This is a genomic window from Francisella salimarina (assembly GCF_007923265.1).
Classification (GTDB): Bacteria; Pseudomonadota; Gammaproteobacteria; order Francisellales; family Francisellaceae; genus Francisella; species Francisella salimarina.
The window spans coordinates 74,503-91,310 of record NZ_VOJA01000004.1; the positions used below are offsets into that span (position 1 = coordinate 74,503).

Genomic DNA, 16,808 nt, shown 5'->3' on the forward strand with positions numbered 1-16,808 from the left:
ATGTGGATAATTAATCATCAAATTTATCAACAAAATTATTAACATATTTGTGAATAAGTTATTTAACAACTGTTTTGACAAAAAATAAACAAATTAATTAACATAATTATCCACAGGTCTGAGTAATTATGTTTGCTTATTTTTTTTTATTGCAATAAAATCTAACACATTCAATTAATCTATTATGCCTACTATTGGTTATCCTTTATAAATTAAAGGTTATTGGGACATTTTTTTGTTATGACTACATGGAATAAGTGTTTAAAAAAAATAAAAAAAAACCTTTCTACGTTTGAATACAAAACGTGGATTAAACCTATTCATGTAGAGCAAAATAGTAACTTATTCACAATTTATTGTAATAATGAATATTTTAAAAAACATATAAAATCTAAGTATGGAGCACTTATTTTATCAACAATAGAAGAGTTCCATAGTGGTGATTTGCTTATAGAATATTCTAATAAAAAATTTTCTGGTGAAAATTCTTCTGGAGTTACTTCAGTAGGCCCTCAAGCTAATTTTTTCAATCAAAAAAGTGTTGAAATAAAAGATGATTCTGAAGAAGTTAGTTCAAACCAAGAGCTTAAAAAGAATCAAAAGAAATTATCTTCCAAAAAATCTGCCTCCCAAGAATTATTTGGTTTTGATGAAGCGATGCTTATCACGGATAAAGATGATCAAGAATATTCTTTTGGTTTACCATTAAAAGAAAAATATGTTTTTGATAATTTTGTCGTTGGTGATGCAAACAAAATAGCTAGAGCAGCAGCTATGCAAGTATCTATTAATCCTGGTAAATTGCATAACCCATTATTTATATATGGTGGCAGTGGACTTGGTAAAACTCACTTGATGCAGGCTATTGGTAATCATGCTAGAGAGGTTAATCCAAACGCACGAATCATATACACAAACTCTGAACAATTTATTAAAGATTATGTAAATTCAATTAGATTACAAGATCAAGATGAGTTTCAGAGAGTGTATAGATCTGCAGATATTCTTCTTATAGATGATATTCAGTTTATAGCAGGTAAGGAAGGTACAGCACAAGAGTTTTTCCATACTTTTAATGCATTATATGAGAGTGGCAAACAGATTATTTTGACTAGTGATAAGTATCCAAATGAAATAGAAGGTTTGGAAGAAAGATTAGTTTCACGTTTTGGATATGGTCTAACAGTTTCTGTAGACATGCCAGATTTAGAAACTAGAATAGCTATTTTGCTCAAAAAAGCACATGATTTAGGTCAAAAACTACCTAATGAAACAGCAGCATTTATTGCTGAGAATGTACGTACAAATGTAAGAGAGTTAGAAGGTGCTTTAAATAGAGTGCTTACGACTTCTAAATTTAATCATAAAGATCCTACTATAGAAGTGGCACAAGCTTGCTTAAGAGATGTTATAAAAATACAAGAAAAGAAAGTAAAAATAGATAATATCCAAAAAGTGGTGGCTGATTTTTATAGAATAAGGGTAAAAGACTTAACTTCTAATCAAAGAAGTAGAAATATAGCTAGACCAAGACAAATAGCAATGAGTTTAGCACGTGAACTAACATCTCATAGTTTACCAGAAATTGGTAATGCTTTTGGAGGTAGAGATCACACTACTGTTATGCACGCTGTCAAAGCTATAACTAAATTAAGACAAAGCAATACTTCAATATCTGATGATTATGAGTTGCTTTTAGACAAGATTTCTCGTTAAATAAAAATAGGAACTATTATCAAAGGGGTTTTTAAAAATGAATTTTGTACTAAATAGAGATGACTTACTAAAGCCTTTACAGTCAATGTTATCAGTGGCTAATAGTAAAAGTACAATGCCTTTATTATCATGCATATTGTTTGATATAGATAACAATAATCTTAAAATTACTGCTTCAGATCTTGATACAGAAATATCATGTAATATAGCTGTTAGTTGTAATACAAACATAAAATTAGCGTTAAATGCTGACAAAATATACAATATTGTTAGAAGTTTAAATGATAACTCTATGATCGACTTTAGAATCGATGATAATAAAGTTACAATTATTTCTAATAATAGTACATTTAACCTTATATCACTAAATGCTGATAATTATCCTTTAATTGACAGTAATATTAATGAGCAAGCAAGCTTTGATCTTTCTCAACAAGACTTTCATCATATTATCTCAAAAGTAGATTTTTCTATGGCTAATGATGACACTAGATATTTCTTAAATGGGATGTTTTGGGAAATTAACTCAAATCTATTAAGAGCAGTATCTACAGATGGACACAGAATGTCTATTACAGAGTCTATAGTAGATAGTAAAGTTTTAGATAGTGACTCTCAATCGATAATTCCTAAAAAGGCTATTTTAGAGCTTAAAAAGATAGTTGGCAAAACAGAAGAAAATATCAAAATATGTTTAGGTAAGAACTATCTTAAAGCAGAATTTGGTAATTATGCATTTATATCAAAACTTATAGATGGTCGTTATCCAGATTATCAAAAAGTAATTCCTAAAAATAACACTAAGCTTCTTGCTGTAGATAAGCAAGTTTTGAAAAATTCATTGTTAAGAACATCTATCTTAGCTAATGATAAATACAAAGGTGTACGTTTGAATATATCTCAAGGACAAGTGCTTTTATCTGCAAATAACCCTGATAATGAAAAAGCAGAAGATAAAGTAGAAGTTCAATATAATGATAATGATATGGAAATATGCTTTAACTATAAGTATCTTCTAGATATTATAAATGTTCTAAGTGAAGAAACTATGACTATTTATCTTGATAATCCAAATATGAGTGCTTTGGTTAAGGATGAAAAAGATAATAGCTTGTTCATCATAATGCCAATGAAAATCTAGATTTTACTAATCTTCTTAATTTTTTACTATCGTATCGTCACTGAATAATTTTATTGATTAAAATCTATTTATTAAGAATAATATATTTGTTTTTGGATACAAATCTTAAAAAATAGGTGAAATAAAATTATGAAAAATACAAAAAAACCTAGCTTATTTACTGCTATAGCATTAAGCGTTGGTACTATGCTTGGTAGTGGATGGTTATATGCTTCTTATTATGCCTCACAAGCAGCTGGAGCAGCATCAATTTTCTCATGGATTATCGGAGCTTTTGTAGTTCTTTTAATGGCTTTCCTATTATCAGAACTAGCTGTTAAATATCCTACAAATGGATTATTTACGCGATTAGTAACCATATCGCATAATCAGCATTTTGGTTTTGTAACAGGATTATCAAACTGGATGCTAGGGCTTATAATTGTACCGTCAGAAGCTATGGCTACAACACAATATATTTCTTCTATATATGAGCCTATTACTCCTTATGTATTTAGCAATGGTGAACTTACTTTTGTAGGTGTTTTGGTAGTTGCAGTATTTATGCTATTGTATACATTGATAAATTATTGGGGTATCAAATCTCTATCAAAAATCAATAACTCACTGACATCTCTAAAGATAATCATACCCATAGCTACATCGGTGATAATAATGATAGCAGCATTTCATTCAAGTAATTTTGGTGGTGAAAATGTTAAATTTATGCCAGATGGAGTTAGTGGTATTTTTAATGCTATTGTTACTTGTGGTATATTTTATTCATTTTTTGGATTTCAGATGGCAGCTAGTTTCTCAGCAGAGCTAGATAATCCTAGAAAAAATATTCCAATAGCATTAGTTAGTAGTGTATTGATAGTATTATTCATATATTTATTATTACAAATATCATTTATTGGTGGCGTACCTGAAAAAATGCTAGAGAATGGTTGGGGTGGCTTAAATTTTGAATCTCCTTTAGCTCAATTAACAGGAATATTAGGTTTAAATGCTTTAGCTTTGGTACTTTATGCAGATGCTCTGCTTAGCCCATCAGGAACAGGTATTATCTATCTAGGTGCTAGTACTCGTATGTTAAATGAAATGTCAAAAGCAAAACAAATGCCTGGTTATTTTGCTAGAGTAACTGAGGGTGTAAACGTTTCGCGTACCTCGTTAATTTTTTCATTTATCTGCTCGATTATTTTAATATTTTTCTTTAGAAACTGGCAGATGATAGCTTCTTTAACAACGACTTTTATACTAGTATCATGTATAGCTCTACCTATTGCATACGCAAAACTCAAAGCTAACAAAGCTGATCCTTTACCTTTGAGTTATCTACCTTTTTCTAGAACTATAGCTTTTTTAGTATATATGTTTTTGACATATTTATTGATGATTGCAGGAGTGCTTAATTTAGCTGTTGCTCTAGTTCTACATATAGTATTTTTTATAATATATGCATATATAGATAGCAAAGGAGATTTTTCTAAAATCACAAAAGCATTTGCTTCATCATGGGTTATTTTTGCATACTTAGTATCTGAATTAGTATTTGGATATATATATGAAAATATATCTTCATATAACTTATTTACGCTAGTATTTGTAGTTATATCTACTATTTTATACGTTTTATTGATAAATCAAAAAAGTTATACAAACATTAAAAATTAAGGCTTTATAACCTTTATATTAAACTCTTTTCTAATTTCTGAAAGAGGTATATTTAGATATTCATCATAATTATACCAATCCCATTTTTTTGACATTTTAGAAGCTCTAAAAACAGTTAATAAACATATAGGAATATACCTAAGCATTACCAAATAGACAATAAGTTTATATTTATATTTATATTTTTTGAGATAACTATCTATAACAGTTTTATAATCAACAAAATTAAAAAACTTTTTGTAACCCTTGAGTGTGACATTACTACCTAATAAAGTCCAAGTATCATTTATAGCTTCACCTCTAATTTCAAAGGGAACAGTTCCAAATAAAATATGGGTGATATCATGATTTCTAAACCATTTGCTAGCTTCATCATGTCCATCGTTTGAGTTTAGAAAAGAATAATTTTTATTATATTCTTCTAGACTCTCGTGTAATGTTAATTTACAGTTTTGTTCTAAATATTGCATTGAGAAATTTTAGAAAAAAGAATTTGAATATATAGATATTATAAGACATAAATATAGTAATTAGTTATGAAAAATAGATGTCCGAAGATTTATTCAGCAGAATTTTCCTTATTTGAATCACAACATTTACTAGCTTGATTTTTGTTACAAGGACAGTCACATTTAGGACCACAGCCACAGTGGCCTTTTTTATGGTATTTAGCGGCAAATAGTACTAAAACGATAGATATAACTACAAGCCATGTATTTTCGTGCACAGAACCAGGAAATATACATAAAATCAGCGTTATAATTTTCAATGCGACAGCAACTCCCAATACCGTTAAAAAGACAGCTAACGCACAAAACCAAAACTGCTTACAGCAAGAATCATTTTCTTTAAATGGACATTTCATTTGTATTCTCCTAAGATTTTTAATGACATTTATATTTTATCAAAGAAGTAGTGATCTGGCATAGAAAATAATAAATCATAAATAATGATTAGTGTTTAGTTATATAGTTAAGGCTAACAGCAGATAGGATGATAATTAAAGATATCCAAACAGTTATGTTAGAAGGATCATGGTTGATTAATATACCAAAGATAACTCCAAACAAAGGTACTAAGTAGTTAGTAAAAGAGGTAAAAACTGGACCAGCGACTTTTATCAAAGAAGCATAAAGAAAATATACAATACCAGCACAAAATATACCTAAATATACTAAAGAAGATAGTGCAAAAGTAGAAGAATGAATGCTGGCATAGCTTGGCTTAAATATAATCAGTAAGATAGATAACTGTAAAGTTGAAGCAATAAGAATATTTCTTGAAACAATAATGGGATTATCGTGGAAACAAGATTTACTTAAAAGCAATAAAGCTAGCGCAAAGGATGTAGTTGCTAATAGTATTGCTAATATCCCATATATATTTATTGAATGATTGTCAGCTACTAAATTTGGATAAAATAATATTAATAAACCAATAAATCCGACTGAAATACTTAAAATATTAGCAAAAGTTATTCTAGAATTAACTACTAATGGTCCAAGTAAAACAACAAAAAACGGCACTGTTCCAGTAAGAATAGCAGTAATGGATGGACTAGTGAATTTTTGACCCCATGGTATTAGCATAAAAGGCATTGTAGCTTCAAGAAAAGCTATTAAGGAGTAAATAGCAAAATCTTTTTTGAATGATTTAGATTTTAAACCTAAAAAATAACAAACAATACAAAGAATCAAACAACCAATAAATGATCTAGCAAAAGCAATCAAAATTGGTGGAAAATGTTCGATAGCTTCTTTTTGAAAGATAAATTGTGAGCCCCAAATAAGTCCTATAGCAAATAGTAAAGAATATTTTTTAATCATTTTTATAAATATCTTAAATTAATAATTGATGACTATTCTATAAAATATTTTCACAAAGCATAAACTTTTTATTGTAAAAAATGTTAGTTGCATATTTGTATCTTCTTAGTTAGAGTTGTTAATTATAGTTTTATTAGAAAGGAAGAGTTATGAAAAAGTTTTTACTCGGTCTTGCAGTTGTATTGTTATTTAATTCGATATACGCAAAAAACTTAGAGCTTATGCAACAAAATATCCAAAACGCAAATCAGAATACTAACCAAAATAATAATGAAAATAAGCAACAAATATCCAAGCAATCACAACAGCTTTTTAATGCTTATAAAGACCAAAATTAATAAATATTATATTCAGAAAAGTTAAAGAAGTCTTTATTACCTTGGGTTTTATTTGTAAGTAATGATTTGTATTGTCTTTGAACAAGAGGTGTTGTGCTAGAAGTTACATCTCCGCGATTCATTAAGGTACAGCTACTTAAGAACACAATTATAAGAGTAGTGATAAGTGTTTTTTTCATGATATATCTATACCTAAATATCTATAGCTAAATGATAACTATTTAAAAGTTATTATTCAAAAAATTTTTGAATGCAACTGGTGGAGGCGGCGGGACTTGAACCCGCGTCCACAAACTCTCCATCTTTGGATCTACATGCTTAGGCTAATCTATTTGAGTTTAGCTTAGCTATTCCCCAACTAGCCAGGGTAATAGTTAGCGAGTCTGTTAAATACAGCCTTAACTCCCAGACAAAAAGCAAAGACCGTCTTATGCGGAATATGAACGGATGTAAAGATAGTGTCATAAGAAAGACTATCATATCCGTGCGTCTCTAGGTTATTAAGCTAGACTAGGCAGCTTTAGCAACAGCAGCAAAGTTGCTGTCGTTAGCCGCTACGCGGTTTGCTTTTTTGTTGCCAGTTATTATTGGCATTTGTACTGTTATTAACGAGGTTACGGTACTTCCTCGACATGCACCTTAGATTTTGACATTCATGTCGAAACCATATTCGCCCCCATTTGGGTGGATACAATTTATACTTTATTATGATAAATGTCAAATGTTAAGTATGACTCTAAAATAAAACATAGATAGCTGACGATAGTGCAACAATACCAACAAAAAGTATGAAACCATCAGCTAGTAGATTTTTATATTGCTTTAAATATTTGATTTTATAGATACTATAGATAGGCATAATAAATAGTATTACAGCCAAAACAAGACCACCAATACTAGATATCATATCTAATATATTTGGATTTAAGTAAGCAACTAACCAACATGATAAAAATACCACTGATAAGGTAATGGGTTTTATAGCTTTTTGACTAATTGAGTTTTTTGAAATTTTGCAAACTATACCATCTATACCTTCTTTTGATCCTAAGTAATGTCCAAAAAAAGATTTACTCATAGCAACTAGAGCAACCAGAGGAGCTATATAGTCCAAAGAATAATTATCAAAATGACTTGCTAGATAAGATAATATAGAAACATTCTCTTCTTTGGCAGCCATTAAATCATCTGGAGACAGAGTTAGCATTGAGCTAAATACAAATATGACTACTGTAACAATCATTAATATATTACTAAAAGCAATAATTCTTGATGCTTTTTCATCAGCATTTTGTTTATATTTGCTTTTCGTATAAACAGCTAAAGATGAAATAATTGGTGAGTGGTTAAATGAAAATATAAGTATTGGCATAATTATCCAAATAGCTAATAAAACACCAGAAAAAGTATGATTATATTCAAAGCTATTATGTAGTATATTTATGTCCCAGTATGGAATCATCCATAGTGAAAGCACTAATAATGCTATGATGAATGGGAAAACCAAAAAGCTCATCACGCGAATAATTAGTTTCTGACCAAAATTGATGATAAATACTAATGAGAGTATGGTAAAGAAGCTCAAAAGAAATCTATTATGTATGTCATAGTGAAGCTGATATTTGAAAAAACTAGCTAGAGTATTTGTAATACCAACACTATAAACCAACAGTATCGGTAATATTGCAAATAAATACAGAATATTAAAAATAATACCACCGAATTTACCAAAGTAGTCATCTGCTACGGCAGTAATATCAGAGTCAGTATTTGGGTTAGATATCACAAACCTACACAATGCACGATGAGACAAAAACACCATTGGAAAGATAAAAACTAATACTACAAGTATTGGTATAATTCCTGAAATTCCAGTTTGAATTGGTAAAAAAAGTATGCCAGCCCCAATAGCCGTACCAAAGAGGCTAAGAGACCACATAAAGTCTTCATTTCTTTTCATAGTAAATATATATCTAGTTAAAAATAAAAACACTTACAGAAAGCTAATAATCAGCAATCTATAAGCCAGGTTCAAAATTAGTTAATAAAATTTAATGTAAAAAGAAGAGATTGTCAAAAAAACAAAGCTATAAATATCTAATTAAATTTAGTTTTGTGATTTTAGAAGTAATGATAGCAGAGACATTCTAATAGGAACACTATATTTGATTTGATCAAAATATTTTGCACACTCAAGCTCATCTATAGATCTATCCATCTCATCAACTCTAGGAAGAGGATGAAGGATTATGAAGTTACTAGTAGCGGAAATATGTTTTCTATCTAAGTAGCATAAATCTTTATTCTCTAAATAACTCTCTTCATTTGGAAATCTCTCTCTTTGAACACGAGTTACATATAGTACATCTAAATCTTTCAGAGCTTCAGCACTTACTTCTTCTAGTTCACTAAAAGAATTACCATTTTTCTCAACAAAATCTCTAAGTTTCTCAGGGATTTGCAGTTCTTTTGAAGATATAAATTTAAATGTAGCATTATATTTAGCTAAGATATTAGTTAATGAATGAACTGTACGACCATATTTTAGATCTCCTAAGAAACCAACTTTTAGGTTATCAAGAGAGCCTTTCTCGGAATAGATAGTATATAAATCAACCAATGATTGAGTAGGGTGCTCATTCTCACCGTCACCAGCATTTATCACAGGTGAGTAAACATATTTTGAGAACTCTTCAACACTATGTGGCTTAGGATGACGCATAACTATTATGTCAGCATATTGATCCATCATTCTACCTGTGTCATCAAGGGTTTCGCCTTTTTGAGTAGAGCTAGAAGCACCGTTTTCTAGTGATATAACCTTACCACCAAGTCTATTCATAGCAGATTCAAAAGAGAATCTTGTTCTAGTACTTGGTTCAAAGAAAAGAGATGCTAGTATTTTGCCTTCTAAATCTTTGATGGGTTCTGAATTAGCTAGTTTATTTTTATAAATATCAGCTTGATGAAATAGTTTATATAAGTCATCTCTGGTAATTTGATCGCCTCGTAGAAGCTTTTGAAATGATAGCATTTTTATACTCCAGAAGATTGTTCCCCTTTGGAACGAAGGGGCGGTAGTCGAAGACACCACACCCAGCCTATCGGCACCCCTCTCAAGAGGGGAATAGGGTATTTTTTTAAAAAAGTAATGGATCCTATGGTTTTAAGCCATAGGAAGACACACTTTAACTATTAATCCACTCTTTAACAGTTTTAACATCAAAATCATTATTGATTTTGCGCATATCTTTAGCTGCAATAACAAAAGCCTCAAAAGCACCTGCCGTCGTCACATATGGTACTCTACTCATAATAGCAGCTCTTCTAAGAGCTAAGCTGATATTTAACTCTTGTCTAATTGATGTATTAACAAGTAGATCAACCTCGCCGGCTTCGATAGCATTAACTGTACTATGAACCTGACTGTTACCAATATTGTCCGAAGCTTTATCAAATAGCTTACAAGCAATACCATGTTCTCTTAAGAAGCTCTCTGTACCTTTAGTAGCAAATATATTAAAACCTAGTTCTATCAGCTCTTTAACAGGCTCTATTATCTTAGGCTTATCAGCATTACTTACAGATATTAGAATATTTCCTTTTAGAGGTAGTTTATTAAAAGACATCTCTTGAGCCTTATAAAAAGCAACGCCAAAAGATCTATCCATACCCATTGCTTCACCTGTAGATTTCATCTCAGGGCCTAAATAGCAGTCTACATCAGCAAATCTTCCAAATGGGAATACTGCTTCTTTGACAGAGAAATGTCTAGGTATAGGGTTATTTAAGATAAACTCAGATAGCTTTTTACCAAGCATAAGTTTAGTAGCAATATTTGCGATACTATTACCAGTAGCTTTTGCTACAAATGGTACAGTTCTTGAAGCTCTTGGGTTTACCTCGATTACATATAACTCACCATTTTGATATGCAAATTGGATATTCATTAGACCAATAACATTTAACTCTCTAGCTAGTCTGATAGTTGCTTGTTTAACCTCTTCGATTTGCTCATCAGATAGTGAACGAGTTGGTATAGAGCAAGCCGAGTCACCAGAGTGAATACCTGCTTCCTCGATATGTTCCATAATACCTGCGACAAATACACGATCACCACCATCAGCTAGAGCATCAACGTCTAGTTCTATCGCATCTTCTAGGAATTTATCAATTAGAATAGGACCTTCCAGAATACATTTAGCATTTGTTTCAATATATGTATCTAATTCTTCTTTTGAGTGAACTATTTCCATAGCTCTGCCACCTAGCACATTAGATGGCCTTACAACAACAGGGTAGCCGACATTAACAATCTTTTTCTTTAGTTCATTAATGGTATATGCGATAGTGTTTAATGGTTGTTTTAAACCAACCTTATCTAATAGTTCTTTGAATCTCTCTCTATCTTCTGCTAGATCAATCTTATCAGGATCTGTACCTAGTATAGGAATATTATTCTCATGTAGGGCAGATACAAGTTTCAAAGGTGTCTGACCACCAAACTGTACAATTACTCCTAGGACTTCACCTTTACGCATTTCGTTTTTGATAATATCAAGAACATTCTCAGCGCAAAGAGGTTCAAAGTATAATTTATCAGAAGTGTCGTAATCCGTAGAAACTGTCTCAGGGTTACAGTTAATCATGATAGTTTCGATACCTTCCTCTTTGAGAGATTTAGCAGCGTGAACACAAGCATAATCAAACTCAATACCTTGACCAATTCGGTTAGGCCCACCACCTAAAATTATAACTTTTTTCTTATCAGATATTTCTGATTCACAGTCACGTACGATTTCTTCATAGCTATAGTGCTCATAAGTCGAGTATAGATAAGATGATTTAGACTCAAATTCAGCAGCACAAGTATCTACTCTCTTAAAAGTAGGGTAGATCTCTTTACCGAAACGGAAGTTTCTAATATATCTTTCAGTTCTACCAACAAGCTCAGCAATTTTCGCATCAGAAAATCCTAGATTCTTATAAACAGAGAACTCTTCTTTGCTATTTGGCAAACCTGTTTTTTTAAGCTTTTCTTCAGCATCTACAATAATTGCAATTTGTTCAATAAACCAAGGATCTATTTTACAAGCATTATGAATATCTTCTTCAGATATACCAAATCTGAGCGCTTGAGCTACTCTTAGAATTCTCATAGGAGATAACTCTTCTAATGATTTTAGAATAGCTACTTTATTTTCTTCTGTTGAGTTTGACTCACTAACACCTGGTATTTCAACTTGATCTAGACCCTTTAAATCTGTCTCAAGTGATACTAGAGCTTTTTGTAAACTTTCTGTAAAAGATCTACCAATTGCCATAGCTTCGCCAACTGATTTCATTTGTGAAGATAAGTTTGACGGTGTAGTAGGGAATTTCTCAAATGTAAATCTAGGAATTTTAGTAACTATATAATCAATAGTTGGTTCAAATGATGCTGGAGTAACTTTTGTTATGTCATTATCAATCTCATCAAGAGTATAGCCAACAGCTAGTCTAGCAGCAACTTTTGCAATAGGGTAGCCAGTAGCTTTTGATGCTAGTGCTGATGAGCGAGATACTCTTGGATTCATCTCGATCACTACAAGCTTTCCAGTCTCTGGGTTTACTGCAAATTGTACATTTGATCCACCAGTCTCCACACCTATCTCTCTAAGTACAGCAATCGAAGCATCACGCATGATTTGATATTCTTTGTCTGTAAGAGTTAGTGCTGGAGCTACTGTGATACTATCACCTGTATGGATACCCATTGGGTCGATATTCTCAATTGAGCATATAATAATAGAGTTATCAGCCTTATCACGGATAACCTCCATTTCATACTCTTTCCAGCCTAGGATAGACTCATCAATTAACACTTCATTTGTTGGTGATAGGCTTAGACCATTTTTGACAATTGATTCAAACTCTTCTTTTGTATAAGCGATACCACCACCACTTCCACCAAGTGTAAATGATGGTCTAACAATAGCTGGCAAACCAATATCTTCTAGTGCTTTGCGAGCTTCCTCCATAGATTGCACTACGACATTTCTTGGCACATCAAGACCAATTTTTGCCATAGCTTTGTTAAAACGCTCTCTATTCTCTGCTTTGTCGATAGAGTCAGCTTTTGCTCCTAGCATTTCAACGCTATACTTCTCTAGTATACCAGCAGCATCTAGCTCTAACGCACAGTTAAGAGCAGTTTGACCACCTACTGTAGGTAAGATTGCATCTGGTTTTTCTCTAGCAATAATTTTGCCAACACTCTCAACTGTAATTGGCTCAATGAAGATCTTATCTGCTGTTGTAGGGTCTGTCATGATAGTTGCTGGGTTTGAGTTTACAAGATAGACTGTGTAGCCATCTTCTTTCAAAACCTTACATGCTTGAGTTCCTGAGTAGTCAAACTCACATGCTTGACCGATAACAATTGGACCAGCACCTAATACTAAAATACTTTTTATATCTGTTCTTTTTGGCATCTTCTTAGTTCCCTTTCTTACTTTCTGCTATCATCTCAGCAAATTCATTAAATAAATACTTACAGTCATGTGGGCCAGGCGAGCTCTCTGGGTGATATTGTACTGCAAAAGCTGGTTTATCTTTGAATCTCAAGCCTTCAACAGTGCCATCAAAAAGTGAGCTCATATGAATCTCGATATTATCTGGAACTACATCATCACATACTACAAAACCATGGTTTTGGCTGGTAATGAGAACTTTTTTAGTATCAGCATCTAGTACAGGTTGGTTTACACCACGATGACCTTGGTGCATTTTTTTAGTTTTTAAGCCAGCTGCTAGCGCTAATAGCTGGTTACCTAGACAGATACCAAATATTGGCATTTTGATTTCTAGAAGTTTTTTGATGACTGGCATAGTGTAGTCTGAAGTAGCGAATGGATCTCCAGGACCATTTGATAAGAATACTCCATCAGGGTTATGCTTCATAATATCTTCATAAGTACTATCAGCTGGTACTACAGTTACTTTAAACCCTGCATCTACAAGATTTCTTAAGATGTTATATTTAACACCATAGTCGATGACTACAACATTATACTTGTATTCTTGTTGGTGGCGATATGATTGTTGTCCCAGTTCAAAGGTATGCTCATCCCACTCATATTCTCTATTAGTAGTTACACTTATTGCTAAATCTCTACCACTTAGGTTAGATTTATTTTTGATACGTGATCTTACATAGTTAGCATCTAGAAACTCACCAGGTTTTACAGACAGTATAGCAACCCTTACGGCACCTTCTTTGCGAATCTTACGCACAATTGCACGAGTGTCCACACCACATATACCAACGATATTTCTATTTTTTAACCATGTATCAATATGTTTTTTTGATCTGAAATTTGATGGGCTAGTTAGGTTTTCTCTAACAATTAGACCTTTGGCAAATACACCAAGTGATTCATTATCTTCGTTATTGATACCGACATTACCAATATGTGGAAATGTAAATGTGATAATTTGACCAGCATAAGAAGGATCTGTTAATGTTTCTTGGTAACCAGTCATTGAAGTGTTGAAACAAATTTCGCCGTCTGTCCAACCACGAACTCCTATTGATCTACCAAGATAGTATGTACCATCTGGGAAAACCAATATAGCATTAGTCATATCGTTAGCTAATATCATAATAAAACAACCTTTTTGTGATAAATTGAATTGGAAGAAAAAAAGAGTTTGAAAGTTTTTTCTGTCATTACTTTTTACAAAGTTAATAGGCAAATTGAAAGTATTGTAGGCATTCGAGACCTATATGTAAAGACTGTTTTCTTAAGTTTTAACTAAAGTTGATTTTGGTCTAGTTTTAAAGCTATTTTTATACTACAATTAACTTTTATCTCTTCAAAAAAAATCCATTTTTTTCTACAAAATTAATATTTAATCTTTCATGATTTATCTATGATGATATTGGTCTTAGATAAGGTATTAAATATAAGTAGAGATAAGTTTTTGGTGTATAGTATGCTGATTATGCTAATTGCATAACGGGAGGTGGAAAAGAGTTAGAACTTGTACCACCTACTTGATATAAACTAAATCCAAAATTTAGAGTTGCTAAACTAATTGTGATTATTAATATTGCTTTTTTCATTTTGACTACCTTTTTTATTATGTTCTGTATCGAGATGTGAGTATTATTGCAGAGATTGCTTATAAATAAAAATATGTTATTTTTATTTTGTATATAAGTTTTATTGATATTTGGTAGGGATTAGTGAGCATAGTAATAATATAAGGTTATAAAATCATAGTTTTCATTTTTTAAAATGATAATATATGTGAATTATTTAGTAATATTGCTAAACCAAGTTATGAAAAAAATTATTGCGACATTCACATTACTATTTTTGTTGATACCGCTAGGATACTCTGAAGGTAAGTTAGTTTTTGTGTCTATGATTACACGCCATGGTGATAGAGCACCATTTGCAAATATCAAAAATGCTGACTATGACTGGGGAACAGAATTATCTGAGCTTACTCCTATAGGTATGCATCAAGAATTTATACTAGGAAGTAAATTAAGACAAAGATATATCAAAAACTTTAAGTTACTTTCATGTAAATATAAGAATCAGAGTATTTTTGTACTATCTAGTCATACTAATCGTACTGTAGAGAGTGCACAGAGTTTATTAATGGGGCTATATCCAGCAGGTACTGGTCCTGTTTTGGCTAATGGACAGCGCGCCATTAATGGAGGCTTCCAACCAATTCCTATTATGACTCTGTCAGCAGATTCTAAGCTTATACAATTTCCTTATGAGCAGTATTTGGCTGTGTTGAGAGAGTATGTCTATAACTCTAAAATATGGCAAGATAAGACTAAAGAAGCAGAGCCTAACTTTGCAAAATGGCAGCAAATATTAGGTAATAAAATATCAGGGTTAAATGATGTGATCACTGTAGGCGATGTTTTGATAGTTGCTAAGGCACATGGTAAGCCTCTACCAAAAGGGCTATCTCAAGAAGATGCTGATCAGATAATAGCTCTTACAGATTGGGGCTTAGCACAACAATTCAAATCACAAAAAGTTGCCTATATTATGGGTGGCGAACTTACTAATAGAATAATACAAGATTTAAATAATGCTGCTGAAGGTAAATCCAAATATAAAATGACTTATTACTCAGGTCATGATTTGACTCTTTTGGAAGTAATGGGGACATTAGGAGTACCTCTAGCTGAAGCACCAGGCTATGCAAGTAATATGCAAATTGAACTTTTCAAAGATAGCGATACTTATAAGGTTAAGCTTAGGTATGATGGGAAGTATGTCAAATTACCAATTATGGATGATGATGACAGTTGTACACTAGATGCTCTAAATAAATATATGCAGGGTATTAATGAAAAATTTCAAAAGTAAGTTCTAATTATTTTCTTAGATAAGCGGTGTAATATTGCTCAGTCATTCCCTCAGCCTTTCGGTAGTCTGGAATATTTTCTCTTTGCTTACTATCAATTAGTTCAAACTCAATATTTGGAGAGAAGTTCTTTATCAGCTCAGCTTGGGTAACACTATATGGAGGAGTCTGAGATTTTTTGTCATGCTCCATAACGAGTAGTAGTATTTGAGTATTATCAGAGCATACTTGTAGCATCATCTTTGCATATCTAGCTCTTATATCTTCTGGCAAAGCAATATAAGCACCTCGGTCGTACCAAATATCAAAAGCGGGTAGGTTTTTGGCTATTTTAGGTAAGTTAAAGATATCTGCTACATATATCTCAATATCATTACCTTTGTAACACTTATTGTCCCTCTCTTCGATAATTTCATATTTGATATTATTTTGGCTAAAAAATGATAAAACAGCTTTTTCTGAAAGCTCCACACCGACTACCTTAACGCCGTTAGATAAAAAGTACAGCATATCTATGCTACTTCCACACATTGGCACTAAACATACTGAAGAGCTATTTATATTTAATTTAGAAAAGTGCTTAACTAGAAATTCATTTGGCGACTCTTGACAGAAATCGACATCATTGTTTTGCCATCTATCTAACCAATATTGGTTATGGTTTATCTCGACTTTGCTCATATTATCTTTAATAGGTAATTTATTTAATCTATTAAGAAATATTAACATGAGTGATTAGATAAA

General features: G+C 31.8%; 15 protein-coding genes and 1 other RNA gene. 5 read left to right on the forward strand and 11 right to left on the reverse strand.

Features of this window, described 5'->3' with window-relative positions; all coding sequences use genetic code 11:
- The first annotated feature begins 240 nt into the window (after positions 1-240).
- From dnaA to FQ699_RS05860, 3 genes are all read left to right on the forward strand, one after another.
- A complete protein-coding gene (dnaA, locus tag FQ699_RS05850) occupies positions 241-1,716 on the forward strand; it encodes a chromosomal replication initiator protein DnaA (protein ID WP_146421548.1) in 1,476 nt (491 codons plus the stop codon).
- Between the two features lie 37 nt (positions 1,717-1,753).
- Positions 1,754-2,857, forward strand: a complete 1,104-nt coding sequence (gene dnaN, locus FQ699_RS05855; protein ID WP_146421549.1) for a DNA polymerase III subunit beta — start codon at positions 1,754-1,756, stop codon at positions 2,855-2,857.
- Positions 2,858-2,986: 129 nt separating this feature from the next.
- On the forward strand, positions 2,987-4,516 hold the full coding sequence (locus FQ699_RS05860) for an APC family permease (protein WP_146421550.1): 1,530 nt from the start codon (positions 2,987-2,989) through the stop codon (positions 4,514-4,516).
- Here the strand turns inward: FQ699_RS05860 and FQ699_RS05865 are convergent.
- The 3 genes from FQ699_RS05865 to FQ699_RS05875 all read right to left on the reverse strand — a co-directional run bounded on the left by FQ699_RS05865 (position 4,513) and on the right by FQ699_RS05875 (position 6,342).
- Positions 4,513-4,986 carry a hypothetical protein gene (locus tag FQ699_RS05865; protein WP_146421551.1) on the reverse strand — a complete coding sequence of 158 codons (474 nt, stop codon included), beginning with the start codon at positions 4,984-4,986 and terminating at the stop codon, positions 4,513-4,515. The genes FQ699_RS05860 and FQ699_RS05865 overlap by 4 nt on opposite strands.
- Positions 4,987-5,075: 89 nt before the next feature.
- Positions 5,076-5,381 (reverse strand): hypothetical protein, encoded by a 306-nt coding sequence (locus FQ699_RS05870; RefSeq protein WP_004286827.1) that lies wholly within the window; start codon positions 5,379-5,381, stop codon positions 5,076-5,078.
- Between the two features lie 88 nt (positions 5,382-5,469).
- The gene (locus tag FQ699_RS05875) at positions 5,470-6,342 is read right to left on the reverse strand and encodes a DMT family transporter (protein ID WP_004286826.1); all 873 of its coding nucleotides are present in this window, start codon (positions 6,340-6,342) and stop codon (positions 5,470-5,472) included.
- A gap of 149 nt (positions 6,343-6,491) precedes the next feature.
- Here FQ699_RS05875 and FQ699_RS05880 point away from each other — a divergent pair, with 149 nt between their 5' ends.
- Positions 6,492-6,680, forward strand: coding sequence for a hypothetical protein (locus FQ699_RS05880; protein WP_146421552.1), 189 nt, complete (start codon positions 6,492-6,494; stop codon positions 6,678-6,680).
- Here the strand turns inward: FQ699_RS05880 and FQ699_RS05885 are convergent.
- The 7 genes from FQ699_RS05885 to FQ699_RS09805 all read right to left on the reverse strand — a co-directional run bounded on the left by FQ699_RS05885 (position 6,677) and on the right by FQ699_RS09805 (position 14,787).
- Positions 6,677-6,859: a hypothetical protein gene (locus FQ699_RS05885; RefSeq protein WP_146421553.1), complete on the reverse strand. Its 183-nt coding sequence runs from the start codon at positions 6,857-6,859 to the stop codon at positions 6,677-6,679. The two genes, FQ699_RS05880 and FQ699_RS05885, sit on opposite strands and share 4 nt — an antisense overlap.
- Positions 6,860-6,937: 78 nt before the next feature.
- Positions 6,938-7,358, reverse strand: a transfer-messenger RNA (tmRNA) gene (gene ssrA, locus FQ699_RS05890).
- A gap of 58 nt (positions 7,359-7,416) precedes the next feature.
- Entirely contained in the window at positions 7,417-8,640 is a 1,224-nt protein-coding gene (locus FQ699_RS05895) for an aromatic amino acid transport family protein (RefSeq protein ID WP_146421554.1), read from the reverse strand.
- Between the two features lie 147 nt (positions 8,641-8,787).
- Complete coding sequence (gene pyrB, locus FQ699_RS05900; protein WP_146421555.1) at positions 8,788-9,714, reverse strand: aspartate carbamoyltransferase; 927 nt, start codon at positions 9,712-9,714, stop codon at positions 8,788-8,790.
- A gap of 154 nt (positions 9,715-9,868) precedes the next feature.
- A complete protein-coding gene (gene carB / locus FQ699_RS05905) occupies positions 9,869-13,153 on the reverse strand; it encodes a carbamoyl-phosphate synthase large subunit (protein WP_146421556.1) in 3,285 nt (1,094 codons plus the stop codon).
- A gap of 4 nt (positions 13,154-13,157) precedes the next feature.
- Positions 13,158-14,324, reverse strand: coding sequence for a glutamine-hydrolyzing carbamoyl-phosphate synthase small subunit (gene carA, locus FQ699_RS05910; RefSeq protein WP_146421557.1), 1,167 nt, complete (start codon positions 14,322-14,324; stop codon positions 13,158-13,160).
- 340 nt (positions 14,325-14,664) lie between these two features.
- A complete protein-coding gene (locus FQ699_RS09805) occupies positions 14,665-14,787 on the reverse strand; it encodes a hypothetical protein (RefSeq protein ID WP_257217889.1) in 123 nt (40 codons plus the stop codon).
- Positions 14,788-15,007: 220 nt separating this feature from the next.
- Here FQ699_RS09805 and FQ699_RS05915 point away from each other — a divergent pair, with 220 nt between their 5' ends.
- A complete protein-coding gene (locus FQ699_RS05915) occupies positions 15,008-16,066 on the forward strand; it encodes a histidine phosphatase family protein (protein WP_179951675.1) in 1,059 nt (352 codons plus the stop codon).
- A gap of 7 nt (positions 16,067-16,073) precedes the next feature.
- Here FQ699_RS05915 and FQ699_RS05920 read toward each other — a convergent pair whose 3' ends face one another.
- Positions 16,074-16,745, reverse strand: a complete 672-nt coding sequence (locus FQ699_RS05920) for a thiopurine S-methyltransferase (protein WP_146421559.1) — start codon at positions 16,743-16,745, stop codon at positions 16,074-16,076.
- Between the last annotated feature and the right edge of the window lie 63 nt (positions 16,746-16,808).